Genomic DNA, 21,251 nt, shown 5'->3' on the forward strand with positions numbered 1-21,251 from the left:
CGCTCCGCATTCCAATCTGAACAGGGACTTCCGATGCCGTCGCACTCCGTGGCCAACACTCGCCGTACCGCGCTCAAACAACTCGTATCCCTCGCCGTTGCCGGCGGCGCAGGCTCGCTGCTGGCCGCGTGCTCTCGTGGCGACGAGACCGCCACGCCGAAAGCGGCGGCCGGTGCGCCGGCGGTGGTCGGCAAGGTTGGCGACAAGGTGCGCTTCCGTTACCCGGACAACCCGACCTTCGATCTGGTCTACCTGGCCGACCAGCTCGGTTATTTCGAAGGCACGAACACGCGGCCCGAGTACATCGGCAAGGTGGCGGCGCCCCAGATCATCCCGCTGGTGGGCACGGGCGAGATCGATTTCGGCTCACGCATGGTGCCGCTGGTGATCTCGGCGGTGGCCAGCGGCTCCGACATCAAGGTAGTGGCGGCCGGCAACAAGACGCTGCAGGACGCGCCGCACATGAAGTACTTCGTGCGCAAGGCGTCCGGCATCCGCGCCCCGAAAGACCTCGAAGGCAAGACCGTCGGCATCAACAGCTTCGGCGCGTGCGCGGAGTTCGTCACCAAGACGTACCTGCGCGAGAAGGGCGTGGACGTCAACAAGATCAACTTCGTCGTGATTCCGGACGATCAGGCCGAGCAGACGCTGGTCACCGGCAACACCGACCTGGCGATCATCCACGCACCGTTCTCGGGCCGCGCCGACCACGCCGACAAGCTGGTGCGGCTGTGGAGCGACTTCGACCTCGACGCCGGGCTGGGCGGCATGCAGCCCTACAGCGCGCACGGCAAGTTCATTCGCGAGCATCCGGAATCCGTGCGCGACGTGGTGACCGCGCTCGCCAAGGCGGCCAACTGGGTCAACGCGAACCCGGAGGACGCGCGCAAGCTGGTGTCCAAGCGCATCAACCTGCAGCTCGACTACGTGGACCGCTACGCCTACGTCGATAACCTCGTCGTCACCGAGCCGCCGATCCAGTATTACATCGACGTCCTCGAAACCGAGGGCAAGCTCCCCAAGGGCAAAGTCGCCGCGCGCGATCTCTACACGAACGAGTTCAATCCGTACGCCACGCAGGGACCGGCGAAGGCATGAGCACGACCGACTCCCACAAGATCACCGCGCGCGGCGTGCGCATGGACTATGCCGTGCGCAACGAGGCGGGGCGCCCGGAGAACGTGGCCGTGCTGCGCGACTTCGACCTTGATATCCGCGACGGCGAACTGCTGTCGATCCTGGGGCCGTCCGGCTGCGGCAAGTCGACCTTCCTGAGCATCCTCGCCGGCCTGACTGACCGCACCGGTGGCAACATCGCCATCGACGGCAAGCCGCTGCAGGGCATCAACCCGGCGCAGGGCGTGGTGTTCCAGGGCTACGCCTTGTTCCCGTGGCGTACCGTGCTCGAGAACATCGAGGTCGGGCTCGAGATTCGCGGCGTGCCGCGTGCGGAGCGGCGGCGCATTGCGGGCGAGTACCTCGAACTGGTAGGGCTGACCGGCTTCGGCCCGCGCTTTCCGCATGAAATCTCGGGTGGCATGAAGCAGCGCGTGGCGATTGCGCGCGCGCTGGCCTACAAGCCCGAAGTGCTGCTGATGGACGAGCCATTCGCCGCGCTGGACGCACAGACGCGCGAGATCCTGCAAGGCGAGCTGCTGCGGATCTGGGAGCAGACGCGCAAGACCATCGTGTTCATCACCCACAGCATCGACGAGGCGATCTTCCTGTCGGACCGCATCGCCATCATGACGCGGCGCCCGGGTACGGTGAAGGCGATTCTCGACGTGCCGCTGCCGCGCCCACGCGCGCCCGAGGTGCGAAATTCCGAAGCGTTCGTGCGACTGCGCCAGCAGGCGTGGGACGTGCTCAAGGACGAAGTGCAGTTCGCGAACCCGGCCGCCATGCCGCGCCCGCTCGGCGCTACGGCCAATCCCGGCGAGCGTGCGGCCGCCGAACCTGTGCTGGCGAGGGCCGCATCATGAGCGGCAAGGCTACCGACCGCGCGCTCGGCGTGCTGGGCATCATCGGTTTCCTGCTGCTGTGGGAGCTGGTGCCACGGCTGGGCATCGTCAGCGCCGCCTACCTGAGTCCGCCATCGCAGATCCTGGGCGCCATCTGGCAGCTGGTCGGCAGCGGTGCGCTGTGGAAGCACCTGCTCGCCAGCCTCCAGCGCTCGCTGTGGGGCCTGGCGGCTGCCATCGGGCTCGGCGTGACGCTGGGCCTGCTGATGGGCTGGTTCAGCCGCTTCGAAGCGATTGTCGATCCGATTCTGCAGCTGTTCCGGCAAACCTCGGCCTTCGCGCTGTTCCCGGTGTTCATCCTGTTCCTCGGCATTGGCGAGACCTCGAAGGTGGCGATCATCTTCTGGGCGTCGTTCTGGCCGGTGCTGCTGAGCACGATTGGCGGCGTCAAGCAGGTGGACCGGCTGCTGATCGACTCGGCCCGCTCGATGGGCGCGTCGCGGCTGTTCGTGTTCCGCAAGGTCGTGCTGCCGGCGGCGTCCCCGTCGATCTTCACGGGCGTGCGGCTGGCGGGCACGTATTGCATCACCGCTCTGGTGGCGGCGGAGATGATCGGCGCGCATTCCGGGCTCGGCTTCATGACGCTCAACGCGCAGGAGGTCTTCCAGATTCCGACCATGTACGCGGGCATCCTGCTGCTGGCGGTGCTGGGGCTGGTGCTCAACTATGGGCTGGCACGCGTGGAGCGCCGCATGACGCGCTGGCGCAAGGGGCTCACGCTCAATGGCTGAGATCGCGTCCGAATGCGGGTGCGCGCCGGCGGCCGAAGCGCCGCGTTTGATCCCCGGCGCGTGGCATGCCATCGCGCTGGCGGTGGCGGCCGGCCTGCTCGGCCTGGCTGCCGCGCCACGCTGGCTAGAACAGTCGCCGCATCTTGTCGAACGATTGCCGGTTGCCTTGCAGGCGGGGGCGCGGTACCTGGAGCGGGAGCCCGACTGGACGACGCTGCCGCGCGGCCCGTTGCTCGAAGCCGTGCGGGCGCGTGGCGAGCTGGTGGTGGGCGTGCGGCAGTACGCCCGTCCCGCGCCGCCTAGCCGGCCAACGCCGCCTGAACCCGATGCGTTCGATGTCTCGCTCGCGCGCTATCTTGCTGAACGATTGCAGGTGCGTCTGCGGGTAGTCGGCCTGCCTGCCGATGCGCGCGGTGTGAGCGTGCCCGGTGTCGATCTTGTGGTGGCCGGCGCCATCGATAGCGGTCCGTATGCCGTGCCGACCGCCTACACCGGCGGCGCCGGCGCGCTCGTCACGCTGCGCGGCAGCGACTATCGTGCGCCGAGTGATCTCGCCGGGCGCGCGGTCTGTGTCGCACAGGGTAGCCCTTATGCGCATCCCGTCACGGAGACGCTGGGCGCGCAGGTACGTTCCTATTCTTCGTCGATCCGCGCCGTGGCCGCGTTTATGGCCGGCGAATGCCAGGCGCTGGCGGAAGACGCCCCTGTGGTGGCGCGGCTGATGGGATTGCCCGAGTGGCGCTTCTATCGGCGGCTCGACGCGGGCCTGCTTCCCGACAACGCCAGTCCGCAGATCGTGGTCCGGCAGGACGACTCCCGCTCCGCCGCGTGGCTCGATCGTGCCGTGCGGCATTGGAAGATCGGCGGGGCGCTCGCCACTGCCCGTACGCAGCGCGCCGGCGATATTGCCTACGAAGCCAGCCAGCTTGGCGACGGCCTCGTCTGCCATTCCTGACGCCAGCCGATGTCTGCCTGCGGCTATCGATATGCGGGCCGCAGCGCCTAAGCATCCTCGAAAAAATTCGTCGTGACGTGTAGGGGGGCCATGCTCCAATGGCCGCTTGTTCCCCCACTCGCTGCACCATGACCAACCTCTCGGAATTGCACGTCCTACAGCGCTCCGGTGCGCCTGTGGGGCGCATTGCGGACGACGCCGAAGCCATCGCCGTGGCGCATGCCCTGGCGGCCGATTTTGCCGAAGGCGCCGCGCGACGCGACCGCGAGCGCATCCTGCCCTGGGACGAGTTGAACCGCTGGTCCGCCAGCGGGCTTGGGGCGATCACGATTCCGCGCGCGTTCGGCGGTGCCGGCGTGTCGTACGCCACGCTCGCAGAGGTCTTTGCGATCCTCAGCGCCGCCGATGGCTCGCTGGGTCAGATCCCGCAGAATCACTTCGGCCTGCTCGGCGTGCTGCGCGAGATCGGCACGCCGGCGCAGAAGCAGCGCTACTACGCCGAGGTGCTCGCCGGGCAGCGGCTTGGCAATGCGGGGCCGGAACGCCGCTCCGCCACGAGCCAGACCGTCCTGCAAACCGGCACGCGGCTGCGCCGCACAGAACAGGGCTTGCGGCTGACTGGCCAGCGCTTCTATTCGACCGGCGCGCTGTTCGCGCATCGGGTGCCCGTACGCGCGCTGGACGACGAAGGCCGCGCCGTGCAGGCATGGGTGCCGCGCGATGCGGCGGGCCTGACCGTGAACGACGACTGGTCGTCGTTCGGCCAGCGCACCACCGCCAGTGGCACGGTGCTCTTCGACAACGTGGCCGTCTCAGAGGAAGACGTGTTGCCGGTCTGGCAGCTTGCGGAGCGCCCCGGGATCTACGGGCCGACTTCGCAGCTGATCCAGGCCGCCATCGACCTGGGTATCGCACAGGCTGCCTTCGACGATGCCATCGCCTTCGTGCGCGCCTACGCGCGGCCGTGGATCGACGCCAAGGTGGAGCACGCCACCGACGATCCCTATCTGATCGGCGATGTCGGCCGGCTTGCCGTGGATCTCCACGCCGCGCGCGAAGTGCTGGGGGAGGCCGGGCGCACGCTCGATGCCATCGCCGCTGGCACGGTGACGGACGAACTGAGCGCGGAGGCGTCGGTGGCCGTGGCGGAAGCCAAGGTGCTGACCACCGAGATCGCGCTCGCGGCCAGCGAGAAGCTGTTCGAGCTGGCGGGCTCCTCCGCCACGCGCGCCAGGCACAACCTCGACCGCCACTGGCGCAACGCGCGCACCCATACGCTGCACGATCCGGTGCGCTGGAAGCTCCACCTGATCGGCAACTATCACCTCAACGGCGTTCTGCCGGCACGGCACTCCTGGAATTGATATGACCTTGCTGTTTACGCCTCCACCTGCTGCCGATCATCGGGACAGCCGTCCCGCACCGGCCGCGCCGCCGCCGCGCGCCCATCGCATTGCCGATGACGCCGAAGCCATCGCCGCCGCGCAACTGCTGGCGGAACGCTTTGCCCCCGACGCCGCGCTGCGCGACCGCGAGCGCCGCCTGCCGTGGGAAGAACTCGACGCGCTGAGCGCCAGCGGCCTGCTGGGCATCACCGTGCCGCGCGAGCACGGTGGCGCCGGCGTGTCCAACGGCACGCTGGCCGAAGTGATCGCAACGCTCGCTGCTGCCGATGGCTCGCTGGGCCAGATCCCGCAGAACCACTACTACGCGCTCGAAGTGCTGCGCGTGGGCGGCACGGCGGCGCAGCGAGCGGCGTTCTACGCCCGGGCGCTGGCCGGTGAGCGCTTCGGAAATGCGCTGGCCGAGATCGGTCACAAGGACTTCAAGCGCCGCACGCGGCTGGTGCCGGATGGCGACGGCTTCCGGCTGATCGGCAACAAGTTCTATTGCACGGGTGCGGTCTTCGCACACCAGATTCCCACGCTGGCGCAGGAGGATGGGCGCGAGGTCACTTACATCGCTATCGTGCCGCGCGATGCAGCCGGCATCACCATCGTCGACGACTGGGATGGCTTCGGCCAGCGCGTCACGGGTAGCGGATCGGTGACGTTCGACAACGTGCGCGTCGAGGCGGACTGGGTGCTGCCGTTCCAGGCGTCGTTCGAGACGCCGACCACCATCGGTCCCGTGGCGCAGCTGATGCATGCGGCCATCGACCTTGGCATTGGGCGCGGCGCGTTCGCCGCCACGTTGCCGTTCATCCGCGATCATGCACGGCCCTGGGTGGATGCGAAGGTCGCACGTGCCAGCGAAGATCCGCTGACGATCCATCAGGTCGGTGACGTCAAGGTCAGGCTCCGCGCCGCCGAGGCGCTGGTGCGGCGGGCCGGGCGCATCGTCGATGCGGCGCAGCGCAGCCCCGACGCCCAGACCGTAGCGGCGGCATCCATCGCCGTGGCGGAAGCGCGCGCGGCCACAACCACCGCCTCGCTGCTGGCCGGCACCCGGCTGTTCGAACTGGGCGGCACGGCATCGACGCTCGACGGGCAAGGGCTAGACCGCTTCTGGCGCAACGCGCGCACCCATACCCTCCACGATCCGGTGCGATGGAAGTATCACGCCATCGGCAACTACTACCTCAACGACCGCCCGCCGACGCGGCACGGAGCCCTCTGATGGCGCGCAAGCAGATCCTGCTCAACGCGTTCAACATGAACTGCGTCGGGCACATCAATCACGGCCTGTGGACCCACCCGCGCGACCGCTCCACGGAATACAACACGCTCGAATACTGGGTGGAGCAGGCGCGCACGCTGGAGCGCGGGTTGTTCGATGGGCTGTTTATCGCCGATATCGTCGGTGTCTACGACCTCTATCGCGGCAATGTCGATGTCACGCTGCGTGAGTCGATCCAGCTGCCGGTCAACGATCCGCTGCTGCTGGTACCGGCCATGGCCGCCGCCACGCGCCACCTTGGCTTCGGCGTGACGGTCAACCTGACCTACGACGCACCGTACCTGCTGGCGCGGCGCTTCTCCACGCTCGATCACCTGACGCGCGGCCGGGTTGGGTGGAACATCGTCACCGGCTATCTGGACAGCGCGGCGCGCGCCATGGGCCTCGACGGGCAGTTCCCGCATGACGAGCGCTACGACCGCGCCGACGAGTATCTGGACGTGCTCTACAAGCTCTGGGAGGGCAGCTGGGAGGAGGGCGCCGTGCTGCGCGACAAGGCCACGCGTACATTCGCCGATCCGGCCCGGGTGCACAAGGTGGTCCATCACGGCCGCTACTACAACGTGGAGGGTTACCACCTCGCCGAGCCCTCCGCGCAGCGCACCCCGGTGCTATTCCAGGCCGGCAGTTCGGGGCGCGGCCAGCAGTTCGCGGCGCGCCACGCGGAATGCGTGTTTATCTCGCCGCCGTGCAAGGAGGCGGCACGCAAGACCGTCAGCGCGCTGCGCGAGCAGTTGGTGGCGGCGGGGCGGCGCCCGGATGACGTCAAGGTCTTTGCCGGCGCTGCCGTGGTCACGGGCCGCACCGAAGCGGAGGCGCGCGCGCTCCACGCCGAGTACCGCGACTACGCGAGCCGCGAAGCCGGGCTTGCGCATTTCGCCGCCAGCACGGGCGTGGACTTCGCGCGCTATGGCCTCGATGAGCCGGTGGACTATGGCGGCGGCAACGCCATCGAGTCCGCGCAGCGCACCGCCGCCCAGCATGGCTGGACGCGCCGCAAGCTGCTGGATCTGTTCGAGCTGGGCGGACGCTATCCCGCCATCGTTGGCGACCCCGCACAGGTGGCCGACGAACTCGAGTCCTGGATCGACGAGACCGGCATCGACGGCTTCAACCTGAGCCGCACCGTGGTGCCGGAGAGCTACACGCACTTCGTCGACCTGATCGTTCCCGAGCTACAGAACCGGGGCCGCTACAAGACGGCCTATGCCGAGGGGTCGCTGCGCCACAAGCTGTTCGGCGACGGCGACCGCCTGCCAGATCGCCACGCGGCCGCGCAGTTCCGCCGCCTTTGATTCTTCATCCTGCCCATCACCATGCTGAAATCCTCACTGCGGCTTCCCCTGTTTGCTTCGCTGGCGATCGTCGCTTCCGCCTCTTCAGCCGCGCACGCCGCGCCGCTCACCATTGGCGTCACGCCGGGCTCGCTGGCCGACTCGGTCGAGGTGGCCGCCACCGAGGCCCGCAAGCAGGGCCTCGACGTCAAGGTGATCGAGTTCACCGACTGGACCACGCCGAACGTGGCGCTGGCTGCCGGGGACCTCGACATCAACTACTTCCAGCATCAGGCGTTTCTGGACAACGCCGTGAAGGAGCGCGGCTACAAGTTCCGCAGCGTGGCGCTTGGGGTGCTGCCCAACATCGGCCTGTATTCCACCCACATCAAGCGCTTCGGCGACCTCAAGGACGGCGCGCGCGTGGGCGTGGCGAACGATCCGGTGAATCAGGGGCGCGGCCTGCTGCTGTTGCAGAAGGCGGGGCTGATCAAGCTGCGCGATGGCGTGGGCGCGAAGGGCAGCGTCAACGACATCGTGGACAACCCCAAGAAGCTCAAGTTCGTGGAAGTGGAGGGGCCGCAGCTCGTGCGCGCGCTCGATGACGTGGACCTCGCGCAGGGCTACCCGGCGCACTTCGTCAACGCCGGCAAGCCGCAGGTGGCGGGCTCCGGGCTGCTTTACTCGGGCATCGACGACACCTACTTCGCCATCCGCTTCGTGACGCGGGAGAACAATGCCAGCGATGCCCGCGTGGCGCGCTTCGTGAAGATCTACCAGGAGTCGCCGGCGGTGCGCAAGCAGCTCAGCACCTCGTTCGCGAACAACGACAAGCTCTACAGCCTGCCCTGGCTGAAGCCCTGACTGGAGACTTGTGCAGATGGCCGCCACCTTTCCGTTGTTCCGCAGGGGACTTCTCCAGACTGCTTCGCGTAGCGCGCCGCCCGTGGCACGCGCGGAAGGCACAACCGCGCCCAATGCGGGTTCGATCCGATTCGAGGGCGTGGGCAAGACTTATCACGCGGCGAGCGGGCCGGTGGAGGCGCTGCGCGAGATTGACCTTGAGATTCCCGCTGGCGGCGTCTTCGGGATCATCGGTCGCAGCGGCGCGGGGAAGTCGAGCCTGCTGCGCACCATCAACGGGCTGGAGACGCCGAGCGCAGGCCGGGTCACCGTGGGCGGTGTCGATGTCGCGACGCTGGGGACGGGCGAGCTGGTGACGTTGCGCCGGCGGATCGGCATGATCTTCCAGCACTTCAACCTGCTGTCCGCCAAGACCGTGGCCGAAAACGTGGCGCTGCCGCTCAAGGTGGCCGGCGTGCCCCGGGCGGAGATCGCGGAGCGCGTGGCGTCGCTGCTGGCGCTGGTCGGCCTCGACGGCAAGGCGGATGCGTACCCCGGCCGGCTGTCGGGCGGACAGAAGCAGCGTGTGGGCATTGCGCGGGCGCTGGTTCATCGGCCCGACATCCTGCTTTGCGACGAGGCCACCTCCGCGCTGGACCCGGAGACCACGCAGTCGATCCTGGCCCTGCTGCGCGACATCAACGCGCGGCTTGGCATCACCATCGTGCTGATTACCCACGAAATGCGCGTGATTCGGGCGATCTGCGACAGCGTGCTGGTGCTGGAACGCGGGGCCATCGCCGAGACCGGGCAGGTGTGGCAGGTCTTCGGGAATCCGCAGCATGACGCCACGCGGGCGCTGCTGGCGCCGCTGACCACGCGTGTGCCGGAGGACATCGCGCAGCGCCTGCATGCGCAGCCGGAGGGCGCGGGGGACTGGCATCGAGTGGTCGAACTGCGCTATGCCGGCGGCGAGGTGCCGGATCTGTCGCGCGTGGCCGCCGCGTTCGGCGCCGGCGTGCGGCTGCTGCATGGCAGTCTCGACCGGATTCAGGGGCACACGCAAGGCGCGCTGCTGCTCTCCATCCCCGCCCACGCCACGCCGGACGATGCGGCGAGGGCTGACGCGCCGCTCGCCCATCACGTCACCACGCTAGGTTATGTCTCCGATACTCATTGACCGCCTCTGGGCCGCTTTCCTCGATACGCTGACGATGGTCGGCGCCTCCGCGCTGATCGCCGCGCTGGCCGGGCTGCCGCTCGCCGTGCTGCTGGTGGTGACTGCGCCGGGCGGCATGCGGCCCGCGCCGCGCTTCCATCGGCTGGCTGGCACCCTGGTCAACGGCTTCCGCGCTACGCCATTCATCGTGTTGCTGGTGGCGTTGCTGCCGTTCACGCGGCTGGTGGTAGGGGTGACGATTGGCGTCTGGGCGGCCGTGGTGCCGCTCGCGATCAGCGCCACGCCGTTCTTCGCGCGGATTGCCGAGGTGAGCCTGCGCGAAGTGGACCATGGCTTGATCGAGGCGGCCCAGGCGATGGGATGCCAGCGCCGCCACATCGTCTGGCATGTGCTGCTGCCGGAGGCGTTGCCGGGCATCGTCGGCGGGTTCACGATCACCGTGGTCTCGCTGATCGGGGCGTCCGCGATTGCCGGCGCGGTCGGTGCGGGCGGGCTGGGCGACCTGGCGATCCGCTACGGCTACCAGCGCTTCGATACGGTGGTGATGGTCGTGGTGATTGTGGTGCTGATTGCGCTGGTCACCGGCGTACAGGCAGCCGGCGACCGGTGGGTCAGGCGCTTGCGCGCGCGCTGATCGGGCGATTCAACCCAGGCGGGCATCGACCAGCACGCGGCCCGTGAGCCGGCGAATGCGGGGATCGACAAAGTAGCCGCCACCTTCCACATAGCGCAGGAACGCGCGGTCGCAGACCGTGCAGGCCCAGACATCGCAACGGTTGGCCGGGTAGTACAGCGGCGCCACCGGGGCCTCGGGCGACCAGAAGCCGACGCTGTCGGGGTCGTACTCCTGGAACGTCGCTTCCTCATAGGCGCTGGCAACCAGCGTGCCGATCTTCTTCAGTTGTGCGTCGGGAAACGAAATTGGCAGGCTGGCCCAGCCGCGTAGCGCGTCGGCGGCGCAGGTGCAGTCGGCGGTGACGTGGTCGGTGCGCTGCGCCAGTTGCAGCAAGGCGTCGAAATCAAGGTAAGGAAAGTCTTCCACGGTGGAGGCAAGGCTGGGGAGTGGGGCGATCTTACCCCCAATTCCCCGGCAAGGCGTGTCACACCGTCGGCGCAGTCCGCACACCGCCCGCCCCAGCGATGCGGCGGTCGAGCAGCCAGACCGCGAGCAGCGTGACGCCCATCATCGGGAACACGGCGCCGAGCAGGCCCAGGCCGATGGCCCAGGCGCGCATCGGCGGCAATGCGGCGGGATGGCTCGGTGCGCCGAGCTTGCGCGCCGGCTTGCGCTGGATCCACATCACCAGACCCGTGATGGCCATCGCCATCAGGCCCAACGAAATCGCCGCGCTGATAAGCTGGTTGGCCAGCCCGAAGTAGCGGCCCATATGCAGGGAGGTGCCGTACGAGATGGCCTGCGCCACGGGCCCGTAGTCGGCGAAGCGGAGATCCTTGACGACTCGCCCGTTGGCGGGATCGATATGGAGCGTGCGCTCGCCGCTCGGATCGGCAGGGAAGCAGGACGCGGTATAGACGCCGCCGGGCGCCTTCGGGAAGACCACCTGGCAGCCGGTGGTGATGCCTTGGGCGGCCACCACGGCCACGACCTGATCCAGTGTCAGCGGCGCGGTCTGCGCCGGGGCTACGCTGGGCACGGCGGTCAGGCCGACGGCCCATGGCATGTCCGCCAGCGGCAGCGATTCCATCGTGTGGTGATGCTTGGCGTGATCGGCGCCGGCGGCCGGGGGCGCGGCATGCGCGTGCATGTCGCCCTGACCATCGGCCGGACGGCCGAGATTGGCGGCCGTGGCGAGCGCCTTGAACTGCTTGCCCCACGAACCCGTCCACGGCAAACCGGACAGGATGAACGCCAAGGCGCCCACGGCCAGCCATGCGCCGAGCACGAGATGGATTTCCTTCCATCCGCCGCGCGATCCCGTGGCGGGGCCGGGCACGAAGGCGCGCGCGCCGCGCTGGCGCAGGCGCGGCCACCACATCGCCAGGCCCGTGGCGATCATCACCAGCACCCAGCATGCCGCCAGTTCCATCAGCAACTCGCCCGGCTTGCCGACGAGCAGGGCGCGGTGGATCATGCGCACCTGCTTCATGAAGCGGTCTTCCACGCTCAGGCTGCCGAGGTAGGTGCCGGTGTAGGGGTTCAGGAAGACGCTGTCGCTGCCGCCCGCAGGCAGGCGGAAGACGAATTCGGCGCTCGCCCGGGGATCGGTATTGAGCGTGTAGTTGGTGACTGTCGCCCCGGTGGGCGCGGCCTCCCGTGCGCGGTCCAGCAGGCGCTGGGCAGGTAGCCGCTCGCCGGACGGCTCGACCTTCAGCAACTGCGGGTAGAGCAGGGGCTCGATCTGCGGCTGGAAGCAGTAGAGCGTGCCGGTCACGGCCAGCACGATCAGGAACGGCATCACGAACAGGCCGGCGTAGAAATGCCAGCGCCAGAGCATGCGGTACGAGGCGTCCGCGCTGGCGAGGGCGGCGGGCCGGGGAGCGATTTGGGGCATGAGGCGTGCGAAAAGAACGTGCGCCAAGGATACCTTCCGGGTGACGGTTGCGGCTGCGACCTAATGCCGCTGGCGCGTGTGATCGATGGTGCCCCCAATGCCTGGGACCGCTTCGCGATTGCCTTCCGCAAGGCGCCGGCCTGAGCGACGGGCGCGTGATGCGGGCGAGGTATCATCGCCGCTGCATCGCGCCAACCATCGCTCAGACCATGAATCCCACCTCGATTTTCTTCGCCCAGGCCTGTCTGGTCGTCGGCACACCGCTGCTGCTGTGGCGCGGCTTGCGCATGGGTGGCATCGTGCCGCTCGTGGTCATGCAGATCGTGGGCGGCATTCTGCTGGGGCCGTCGCTGCTCGGGGCCTTCTGGCCGGATAGCTGGCAGGCGCTGTTCGGCGCCACCCGGCTGACCGCGCTGACCGGCCTGCAATGGCTGGCCGTGGTGCTGTTCGCCTTCCTGTCCGGCCTGCACATTGGCGGGGGCGAGGCGCGCGGCCTGCGGAAGATCGCCATTAGCGCCGCGCTGGGCTGCGTGCTGGTGCCGTTCGTGCTGGGCGTGGGCGCCGGGCTGGGGCTCGGCCACTTCCGGCCCGGGCTGCTGGGCGAGGCCGCCACGCCCTGGCAATTCGCGATTGCCGTGGGGGTGTCGATGGCCGTGACCGCGTTGCCGGTGCTTGGCGCCATCCTGCGGGAAATGGGCCTGAGCGATTCCACGGCCGGCCGCCTCGCGGTGGCCTGCGCGGCCGTCAGCGATGCCGCTATCTGGATCGTGCTCTCGTGCATCCTCGCCAGCACCGGGCAGGCGGCCCACGCGCCGCTGCGGCTCGTGCTGACGGGGGCTGCCTACGTGGCCGCCATGTTCCTGATCGTCCGGCCGCTGCTGGCGGCGGGCCTGCCGCGCCTGCGCGGGACGGATGCCCGGCTTGCTGCGGTGGTGGTGCTGATCTTCGGCTCGGCGTGCGCGTCGGAGTTGATCGGCTTGCACTACATCCTGGGCGGATTCCTGGCCGGCGTGGTGCTGCCGCGGGGCGCGGCGGCCGATATCGGCCGGCAGCTGGAGCCGACCACGGTGGTGGTGCTGATGCCGTTCTTCTTCCTGATGACCGGCCTGCGCACGGACCTGACCACGGCCGGCGGCGACGCCCTCGTGGTGTTTGCCGTGGCCACCGTCGTGGCCGTGGTGGGCAAGATGGCGGGTACGGCGCTGCCGGCGCGGATGGCCGGCCTGGGGCGGCGCGACGCCTGGACGCTGGGCGCGCTGGCCCAGACCAAGGGGCTGATGGAGGTGGTGGTGCTGGCCATCCTGCTCGAGAACCGCCTGATCAGCGCGGCGGCGTTCTCGGGGCTGCTGCTGATGGCCCTCGCCACGACCGTCGTCGCCAAGCCGCTGGCACTGGCGGCGCTGCGGCTGCGCGAGGCCCCCTGACATGATTACCCGCCCGCCGCTCCACTGGTTCCGGATGCTGTTTGTCCTGCGGGGCTCGGTGCTGCCCAAGATCGCCCCGCAGCTCGTCACCATCACGCTGTTTGCCGCGCTGATCACCATCTTCCACGGCCGGATTGGCGACTGGAAGGTATCGCTGAACTTCGTGCCGTTCTCGCTGATCGGCCTGACGCTGGCCATCTTCCTTGGCTTTCGCAACAGCACCAGCTACGCGCGGTTCTGGGAAGGGCGCACGCTCTGGGGCAGCGTGCTCAATGAAGCGCGCTCGCTGACGCGGCAGGCGCTGACGCTCGGGGCCGACCCGCGCGACGCGCGCCAGCTGGCCTATCGGCTCTGCGCGTTCGTGCACGCGCTGCGCCATCAGTTGCGCGGCAGCGAGGCCTGGCCCGATGTGGCGCCTTTCCTCGACGAGGCGGATGCGGCCCGCCTCAAGGCCGCCAAGTTCAAACCCGCGATCGTGCTGCTGATGGCGGGTGAATGGGTGGGGGAGCGACTCCGTGCCGGCCAACTGGCGCCGCCGCTGGCCCAGTCGATGGAAATGTCGCTGAATCAGCTCAGCACGGCGCTGGGCGGCTGCGAGCGGCTGGCCGGCACGCCGATCCCGTTCACCTACTCCGTCATCATCCATCGCTGCATCTACCTGTACTGCATGCTGCTGCCGTTCGGCCTGCTGGATTCGATCGGGCTGATGACGCCGGTGATCGTCTGCTTTATCGCCTACACCTTCTTCGCGCTGGAGGCGCTCAGCGCCGAGATCGAGGAGCCGTTCGGCGAGGAACCCAATGATCTGGCGCTGACCGCCATGTCCTACATGATTGAATCGACGGTGCTGGAGATGATCGGCGAAGCCCCCAAGAGCGCCGCGCCGGCCCACCGGGACTTCATCCAGACCTGACGTTCGCGCCATTTCCCTTTGCGGCGTTCCCGGCCTATGCTGAAGCATCGCGCTGCATGCGGCGTGCCTGCCCACCCCATCCATGGCCAACGCCTCTGCCCCGCGTGACGCGCCTGCCTCCCCATGGCGGCGCTGGTTGCCCGGACTGGCAACCCTGGCGACCTACCAGCCAGCCTGGCTACCCCGTGACATTGCTGCCGGATTGGTGCTGACCACGATGCTGGTACCGGTGGGCATCGCCTATGCCGAGGCATCGGGCGTGCCCGGCGTCTATGGCCTGTACGCGACGATCGTCCCCTTGCTGGCCTACGCGCTATTCGGCCCGAGCCGAATTCTGGTGCTGGGGCCGGATTCCGCGCTGGCGGCGCCGATTCTGGCCGTCGTCATTACCGCGTCCGCCGGCGATCCGGCGCGCGCCATCGCCACAGCCAGCCTGATGGCCATCGTTTCCGGCCTGTTCTGCATCGTGCTGGGGCTGCTGCGCCTTGGGTTCATCACCGAGCTGCTGTCGAAGCCGATCCGCTACGGCTATATGAATGGCATTGCGCTGACCGTGCTGGTCAGCCAACTGCCGAAACTGTTCGCCATCCAGATCGAGGATGCCGGGCCGTTGCGCGAGTTGTGGGAGCTGGGCCGGGCGATTGCCGATGGCCAGACCAACGGCTACAGCTTCGCGGTGGGGGCGGCCAGCCTGGTCGTGATCCTGCTGCTCAAGCGCTTCGAGCGGGTTCCCGGCATCCTGATCGCCGTGATCCTGGCCACGCTGGCGGTCGCCTTGTTCCATCTGGATAGCCGCGGCGTGAAGATCCTCGGCGAAATTCCGCAGGGCCTGCCGGCGTTTGCGGTGCCGTGGCTCAGCGAGGCGGATCTGGTCAAGATCGTGCTCGGCGGCTGCGCCGTGGCGCTGATCGCGTTTGCCGATACCAGCGTGCTGTCGCGCACCTTCGCGGCGCGCGCGCATATGCGCGTGGACCCGAATCAGGAGATGGTGGCGCTCGGCGCCGCTAATCTGGCGGCGGGCTTTTTCCAGGGCTTTCCGATCAGCAGCAGCGCGTCACGCACCCCGGTGGCGGAGGCGGCCGGCGCACGCACGCAGCTGACCGGCGTGGTCGGCGCCGTCGCCGTGGCGGCGCTGTTGATGTTCGCGCCCAACCTGCTGCGCTACCTGCCCACCAGCGCGCTGGCCGCCGTGGTCATCGCCGCAGCGATCGGGCTGTTCGAGTTCAAGGACCTGCAGCGCATCTTTCGCATCCAGCAATGGGAGTTCTGGCTGTCGATGCTGTGCTTCGCCGGCGTGGCTGTGTTCGGCGCGATTCCCGGCATCTGCCTCGCCGTGGTGGTGGCGGTGATCGAGTTCCTGTGGGACGGCTGGCGGCCGCACTTCGCGGTGCTGGGCCGGGTGCCCGGGCTGCGCGGCTATCACGACATGAAGCGCTACCCCGAGGCGGCGCGCATCGACGGGCTGGTGCTGTTTCGCTGGGACGCGCCGCTGTTCTTCGCCAATGCCGAGCAATTCCAGCAACGGCTCACCGAGGCGGTGGCGGACTCGCCCACCCCGGTGCGCCGCGTGGTGGTGGCCGCCGAGCCGGTCACCAGTGTCGACGTCACCTCGGCGGACATGCTGCGCGAACTGAGCCACGCCCTGAGCGCGGACGGCATCGCGCTGCATTTCGCCGAGATGAAGGACCCGGTCCGCGACAAGCTCAGGCGCTTCGAACTGACCGAGGTCTTCAGCAATGATCGCTTTCATCCCACCGTGGGCAGCGCAGTGGATGACTATCTGAATTTGCCGGCAGACCCCGCGCGCCCGGGCTGACGCGGCTAGCGTGGCCGCGCTTTCACTCCGTCCACCCGCCGCCCAGCGCGCGGAACGTCGCCACGGCTGCGCGGGCGTTGTCGGCGCGCACGCTGGCCTGCTGGTCACGCGCCGCCAATAGCAGGCGGTCTTCTTCGAGGACTTCGAACAGGCTGACCGCGCCGCCCTTGTAGGCCTCCTCGGCGGCGCCGCGCGAGCGGGCGTGGGCTGCCACTTCCACGGCCAGTTCCCGGCTTTGCACTTCCAGCTGGGTCAGCGCGATGATCGCGTTCTCCACGTCCTCGGTGGCGCGCAGCATGGACTTGCGATAGTTGGCCAGGGCCTCGGCGTTGGCGCCCTTGGCCTGTGCCACTTCGGCGTCCACCCGGCCGAAATCGAACAGTCTCCAGCGCAGCCCGGCGATAGCGGCGGGCTGGAATGCCGACGCGGTGAACAGCTTGCTTGCGGTCAGGCTCTCGAAACCGAGCAGGGCCGATATCGACACCTTCGGGTAGTACTCCGCCGTGGCAACGCCGATCTGGGCGTTCGATGCCGCCAAACGGCGTTCGGCCGCGATCACGTCCGGCCGGCGTTGCAGCAGGTTGGCCGGCCCTTGCGCCACGGAGATCTGCGGTACGGTCATACGCTCGGTGGGCGTCGTCAGTTCGGCGCTGTAGGTGCCCGGCTGCGCGCCCATCAACACGTCGAGGCGGTTGAGTTGGGTCTCCAGTTCGATCTGCAACGGCGGGAGCGTGACGCGGGTCTGCGCGAGCTGCGCTTCCGCCTGGGCCCGTTCGCGCTCGGCGCCGATGCCATCGGCCAGTCGCAGTTGCACCAGTTCCAGCAGCCTGGCATTGGTGCGCACCTGTTCCTGTGCAATGGCGATGCGTTGCTGCGCGCCGCGTACGCGGAAGTAGGCATCGGCGGCTTCCGCCACCACCAGCACGCGCACGCCCAGATGCTCGGCTTCGGCGGCCTGGGCTTCCGCGCTGGCCGCCTCGGCGCCCCGGCGCAGGCCACCGGCCACATCGATCTCCCAGCTTGCCCCCACGCCCGTGCTGTACAGCGTCTGGTTGCGGTCATAGCCCGGCAGGTTTCTGCCCAGCCTGCCTTGCGGCCCTTCCAGAGACTGGCGCTGCTTGCCGACGCTGGCGGAGAACGACCCCTGCGGCAGCAATTCGGCACCGGCCCGGCGCGCGGCGGCGCGGGCCTGATCCACGCGGGCGATGGCCGCCGCCAGATCCAGGTTCTGCTCCAGCGCGCGCTGGATGACCCGCGTCAGCGCGGGATCGTCGAAGCCCAGCCACCAGCTATCCAGCGACGGTGCGGGCTGGGTGGCTTCGCGGGCAGCCAGGGCCGCGGCATGCGGGTAGGCCGCCGGCATATTCGCATCGGGCGCGTGGTAGTCCGGGCCGGCTGCGCAGGCGGCGAGGGTGGCGGCGACGCCGGCGGCGATCAGGGTAGAGAGAAGGCGCGGGAGACCGGCGCGGGTGGGGCGGGGCGAATGAAGCGGCATTGCGGACACCTTTCGACAGCAACTAGGGAGAATTGCATCAACTAACTTGCATGATGATAGTGACTAGTCTAGACTAACTTTCAAATTGATAGCAACGTGTATTTCAAGGAGTCCGGAGATGCAGAAAAAGCCACTTGGCGAGACGCCGTGCCCCATCGCCCGCACGGTTGCCCGGGTCGCTGACAGCTGGAGCGTGCTGATCCTGCGCGAGGCGTTCTACGGCATCACCCGCTTCGATGCGTTCCAGCAGAACCTGGACATCGCCCCGAACATGCTGACCCGCCGCCTGAACTCGCTGGTGGAGGAGGGCATGCTGGAGCGCCGCCAATACTGCGAGCGCCCGCCGCGCTACGAATACATCCTGACGGACCGCGGCCGTGACTTCCGCCAGGTGCTGCTGGCGATGCTCGCCTGGGGTAACAGGCATCTCGCGCCCGAAGGCGAAAGCGTGCAACTGGTGGACCGCCAGACCGGCGAGCGCGTCGAGCCGGTGCTGGTGGATGCCGCCAGCGGCCGTCCGATCGTCGGACACGATTTCCACGTCGTGCCCGGCCCCGCCGCCACCGAGCGCCTGCGCCAGCGGCTGGAGCGCTCGGCCGAAGCCTGAGCCGCCCACCTGACCTGATCCCCTTTTACCAACACCGCTGCGCAGGCAGCGGGCAATCCCCGCATGCAGAGAGGAAGTGCCATGAGCAGCGATACGCTGACTGAACGGGTCGGAGCCGACTCCATTCCCGCGACGAAATCCAAGGTCAGCGCCAAGCGGCTGCTGGCGACTGGCCTGTTGGTAGCGGCCGGGCTGGCCGGGGTGGGCTACGGCTACCACTGGTGGACATCCGCCCGGTTCGTGGAAAGCACCGACGATGCCTACGTCGGCGGCGATGTCACAGTGATTGGCGCCAAGGTGGGCGGCTATATCGCGGAAGTGGCGGTGACCGACAACCAGTCCGTCCGCGCCGGTGACCTGCTGGTGCGGATTGACGACCGCGACTATCGCGCCGCGCTGGCCAAGGCCGAGGGCGCCGTGGCGGCCCAGCAGGCACTGCTGGCCAACCTCGATGCGACGGCGCGCTTGCAGGAGGCGGTGATCGGGCAGGCCAAGGCTGGCATTGCGTCGACCAACGCCGACACCGTGCGCGCCCGCGACGACCAGGCCCGCTACGCCAGCCTGGTGGCCAAGGCGGCGGTCTCGATCCAAAGCTCCCAAAAGGCGGATTCGGACTACAAGCAGGCGCAGGCCAATGGCGAGCGCGCGCGTGCGTCGCTGCTCGCCGCGCAGCGCCAACTGGATGTGATCGGCACGCAGAAGCAGCAGGCGCAGGCCGCGCTGGCGCAGGCGATTGCCGAGCGGGACATCGCCAAACTGAACCTGAGCTATACGGAACTGCGCGCGCCCGTGGATGGCACCGTGGGCAACCGGCGCGCCCGCGTGGGCGCTTTTGCCGGCGCCGGCAGCCAGTTGCTGGCCATCGTGCCGGCGGGCGGGCTGTGGGTCGACGCCAATTTCAAGGAAGGGCAGCTGGCGCATATGCGCCCCGGCATGCCGGTGGAGATCGAGGCCGACGTGGTGCCCGGCCGCGTCTTCCATGGCCACGTGGTAAGCCTGGCGCCCGCCACCGGCGCGCAGTTCAGCGTGTTGCCACCGGAGAACGCCACCGGCAACTTCACCAAGATCGTCCAGCGCGTGCCCGTGCGGGTGCAACTGGATGAGCAGGATGCGCGGCTTGGCGTGCTGCGCCCGGGCCTCTCGGTCATCGCGCAGGTCAATACGCTGCCGCCGAAGCAGGTGCAGTGATGACGGCCGCCAGCCTGACCAGCCCGCCGCGCGCCGTGGTGGAGACGCCTCCGGGCGAGATGTCCACCGCCGCCAAGGTGTTTGCCTTCGGCACGATGTGCGTAGGCATGTTCATCGCCTTGCTGGACATCCAGATCGTCTCCGCGTCGCTGCGCGATATCGGCGGCGCGCTCTCGGCCGGGACCGACGAGACCGTCTGGGTGCAAACCAGCTACCTGATCGCCGAGATCATCGTCATTCCGCTGTCGGGCTGGCTCTCGCGCGTGATGTCGACGCGCTGGCTGTTCGCCGCCTCCGCAGCCGGCTTCACCGTGACCAGCCTGCTGTGCGGCATGGCGTGGGACATCCAGAGCATGATCGCGTTCCGCGCGCTGCAGGGCTTCCTGGGCGGCTCGATGATCCCGATGGTGTTCACCACGGCCTTCGCGTTCTTCAGCGGGCCGCAGCGGGTGATCGCCGCCGCCACGGTCGGCGCGCTGGCCTCGCTGGCGCCGACGTTGGGACCGACGGTTGGCGGCTGGATCACCGATCATTTCTCCTGGCACTGGCTGTTTTTCATCAACCTGGTGCCGGGCATCTTCGTCACCGTGGCGGTGCCGCTGCTGGTCAAGGTCGACCGGCCCAACTGGTCGCTGGTGCGCGGGGCGGACTACCTCGGCATGGGGCTGATGGCGTTGTTCCTGGGTTGCCTCGAATACACGCTGGAAGAAGGGCCGCGCTGGGATTGGTTCGGCGATGACGTGATCCTGGCCACGGCCTGGATCTCCGGTCTGGCGGGCGTGGCCTTCATCTGGCGCTCGCTGACCTATGCGAATCCGGTGGTGGACCTGCGCGCGCTCAAGGAGCGCAACTTCGCGCTCGGCTGCTTCTTCTCCTTCGTCACAGGCATTGGCATCTTCGCCACCATCTACCTGACGCCGCTGTTCCTGGGGCGCGTGCGCGGCTTCAGCGCGCTCGATATCGGACTGGCGGTGTTCTCCACGGGCGTGTTCCAGATGGCGTCGATCCCGCTCTATGCCTTCCTGGCGAACCGGGTGGACCTGCGCTGGCTGATGATGTTCGGGCTGGCGATGTTCGGCATCTCGATGTGGTACTTCGCGCCCATCACGCACGACTGGGGATCGGCAGAGCTGCTGCTGCCGCAGGCGCTGCGTGGCATGGCGCAGCAGTTTGCGGTGGCGCCGACGGTCACGCTGACGCTCGGCAGCCTGCCGCCGGAACGGCTCAAGCTGGCGTCGGGGCTGTTCAACCTGATGCGAAACCTCGGCGGCGCCATCGGCATTGCGGCGTGCGCCACGGTGCTCAACGATCGCGGAAACATGCACTTCCTGCGCGAGGCGGAGCACCTGAACATCCGCAATGAAGCGATGGGCAACCTGCTGCAGAGCGTTGCCGAGCGGTTCATGGCAGCCGGCCACGACGCCCTCGATGCGCAGACGGCAGCACTGCGGCAACTATGGGGGCTGGCCTGGCGCGAGGCCCAGACGCAGACCTTTGGCGACATCTACCTGATGATTCTGGTGTGCTTCGCCATTGCCACGGCCATGGTGCCGCTGATGCGCAAGGTGGCCGCCCCGAAGGCGCCGTCGGCGGATGCGCATTAAGAGGCGCC

General features: G+C 68.5%; 19 protein-coding genes. 16 read left to right on the forward strand and 3 right to left on the reverse strand.

Annotated features, from left to right (window positions below):
* Window positions 1-33: 33 nt before the first annotated feature.
* From AC1DP9_RS21800 to AC1DP9_RS21845, 10 genes are all read left to right on the forward strand, one after another.
* Window positions 34-1,098, forward strand: a complete 1,065-nt coding sequence (locus AC1DP9_RS21800) for an ABC transporter substrate-binding protein (protein ID WP_441645364.1) — start codon at window positions 34-36, stop codon at window positions 1,096-1,098.
* Window positions 1,095-1,982, forward strand: coding sequence for an ABC transporter ATP-binding protein (locus AC1DP9_RS21805; RefSeq protein ID WP_477108461.1), 888 nt, complete (start codon window positions 1,095-1,097; stop codon window positions 1,980-1,982). Before AC1DP9_RS21800 ends, AC1DP9_RS21805 begins: the two co-directional genes overlap by 4 nt.
* Window positions 1,979-2,752: an ABC transporter permease gene (locus tag AC1DP9_RS21810; RefSeq protein WP_477108462.1), complete on the forward strand. Its 774-nt coding sequence runs from the start codon at window positions 1,979-1,981 to the stop codon at window positions 2,750-2,752. Before AC1DP9_RS21805 ends, AC1DP9_RS21810 begins: the two co-directional genes overlap by 4 nt.
* A complete protein-coding gene (locus AC1DP9_RS21815; RefSeq protein WP_477108463.1) occupies window positions 2,745-3,707 on the forward strand; it encodes a type 2 periplasmic-binding domain-containing protein in 963 nt (320 codons plus the stop codon). Before AC1DP9_RS21810 ends, AC1DP9_RS21815 begins: the two co-directional genes overlap by 8 nt.
* A gap of 128 nt (window positions 3,708-3,835) precedes the next feature.
* The gene (locus AC1DP9_RS21820; RefSeq protein ID WP_477108464.1) at window positions 3,836-5,071 is read left to right on the forward strand and encodes an SfnB family sulfur acquisition oxidoreductase; all 1,236 of its coding nucleotides are present in this window, start codon (window positions 3,836-3,838) and stop codon (window positions 5,069-5,071) included.
* Window position 5,072: 1 nt separating this feature from the next.
* A complete protein-coding gene (locus tag AC1DP9_RS21825) occupies window positions 5,073-6,326 on the forward strand; it encodes an SfnB family sulfur acquisition oxidoreductase (protein ID WP_477108465.1) in 1,254 nt (417 codons plus the stop codon).
* Complete coding sequence (locus AC1DP9_RS21830; protein ID WP_477108466.1) at window positions 6,326-7,681, forward strand: LLM class flavin-dependent oxidoreductase; 1,356 nt, start codon at window positions 6,326-6,328, stop codon at window positions 7,679-7,681. Before AC1DP9_RS21825 ends, AC1DP9_RS21830 begins: the two co-directional genes overlap by 1 nt.
* Before the next feature lie 21 nt (window positions 7,682-7,702).
* Window positions 7,703-8,524 (forward strand): MetQ/NlpA family ABC transporter substrate-binding protein, encoded by an 822-nt coding sequence (locus tag AC1DP9_RS21835; RefSeq protein ID WP_477108467.1) that lies wholly within the window; start codon window positions 7,703-7,705, stop codon window positions 8,522-8,524.
* Window positions 8,525-8,540: 16 nt separating this feature from the next.
* Window positions 8,541-9,683, forward strand: coding sequence for a methionine ABC transporter ATP-binding protein (locus AC1DP9_RS21840; RefSeq protein WP_477108468.1), 1,143 nt, complete (start codon window positions 8,541-8,543; stop codon window positions 9,681-9,683).
* Entirely contained in the window at window positions 9,664-10,317 is a 654-nt protein-coding gene (locus AC1DP9_RS21845) for a methionine ABC transporter permease (protein ID WP_477108469.1), read from the forward strand. The genes AC1DP9_RS21840 and AC1DP9_RS21845 overlap by 20 nt, the downstream gene beginning before the upstream one ends.
* Before the next feature lie 9 nt (window positions 10,318-10,326).
* Here the strand turns inward: AC1DP9_RS21845 and AC1DP9_RS21850 are convergent, their stop codons facing one another.
* Both AC1DP9_RS21850 and AC1DP9_RS21855 read right to left on the reverse strand, forming a co-directional pair.
* The gene (locus AC1DP9_RS21850; protein ID WP_477108470.1) at window positions 10,327-10,725 is read right to left on the reverse strand and encodes a hypothetical protein; all 399 of its coding nucleotides are present in this window, start codon (window positions 10,723-10,725) and stop codon (window positions 10,327-10,329) included.
* Window positions 10,726-10,783: 58 nt separating this feature from the next.
* Complete coding sequence (locus AC1DP9_RS21855) at window positions 10,784-12,196, reverse strand: PepSY-associated TM helix domain-containing protein (RefSeq protein WP_477108471.1); 1,413 nt, start codon at window positions 12,194-12,196, stop codon at window positions 10,784-10,786.
* A gap of 209 nt (window positions 12,197-12,405) precedes the next feature.
* Between AC1DP9_RS21855 and AC1DP9_RS21860 the strand changes: the two genes are divergently transcribed.
* The 3 genes from AC1DP9_RS21860 (at window position 12,406) to AC1DP9_RS21870 (ending at window position 16,349) form a co-directional block, all read left to right on the forward strand.
* The gene (locus AC1DP9_RS21860; protein ID WP_477108472.1) at window positions 12,406-13,620 is read left to right on the forward strand and encodes a cation:proton antiporter; all 1,215 of its coding nucleotides are present in this window, start codon (window positions 12,406-12,408) and stop codon (window positions 13,618-13,620) included.
* 1 nt (window position 13,621) lies between these two features.
* Window positions 13,622-14,533, forward strand: a complete 912-nt coding sequence (locus AC1DP9_RS21865) for a bestrophin family protein (RefSeq protein ID WP_477108473.1) — start codon at window positions 13,622-13,624, stop codon at window positions 14,531-14,533.
* A gap of 82 nt (window positions 14,534-14,615) precedes the next feature.
* Window positions 14,616-16,349, forward strand: coding sequence for a SulP family inorganic anion transporter (locus AC1DP9_RS21870; protein ID WP_454757807.1), 1,734 nt, complete (start codon window positions 14,616-14,618; stop codon window positions 16,347-16,349).
* A gap of 22 nt (window positions 16,350-16,371) precedes the next feature.
* On the opposite strand, the gene AC1DP9_RS21875 is transcribed toward AC1DP9_RS21870, so the two are convergent.
* The gene (locus AC1DP9_RS21875) at window positions 16,372-17,844 is read right to left on the reverse strand and encodes an efflux transporter outer membrane subunit (protein ID WP_441593036.1); all 1,473 of its coding nucleotides are present in this window, start codon (window positions 17,842-17,844) and stop codon (window positions 16,372-16,374) included.
* Window positions 17,845-17,962: 118 nt separating this feature from the next.
* Here AC1DP9_RS21875 and AC1DP9_RS21880 point away from each other — a divergent pair, with 118 nt between their 5' ends.
* The 3 genes from AC1DP9_RS21880 (at window position 17,963) to AC1DP9_RS21890 (ending at window position 21,243) form a co-directional block, all read left to right on the forward strand.
* The gene (locus tag AC1DP9_RS21880) at window positions 17,963-18,451 is read left to right on the forward strand and encodes a winged helix-turn-helix transcriptional regulator (RefSeq protein WP_477108474.1); all 489 of its coding nucleotides are present in this window, start codon (window positions 17,963-17,965) and stop codon (window positions 18,449-18,451) included.
* A gap of 81 nt (window positions 18,452-18,532) precedes the next feature.
* A complete protein-coding gene (locus AC1DP9_RS21885) occupies window positions 18,533-19,639 on the forward strand; it encodes an HlyD family secretion protein (protein ID WP_477108475.1) in 1,107 nt (368 codons plus the stop codon).
* Window positions 19,639-21,243, forward strand: coding sequence for a DHA2 family efflux MFS transporter permease subunit (locus AC1DP9_RS21890; RefSeq protein ID WP_477108476.1), 1,605 nt, complete (start codon window positions 19,639-19,641; stop codon window positions 21,241-21,243). Before AC1DP9_RS21885 ends, AC1DP9_RS21890 begins: the two co-directional genes overlap by 1 nt.
* Window positions 21,244-21,251 lie beyond the last annotated feature (8 nt).

It is taken from the genome of Cupriavidus sp. 01L43 (genome assembly GCF_056399925.1).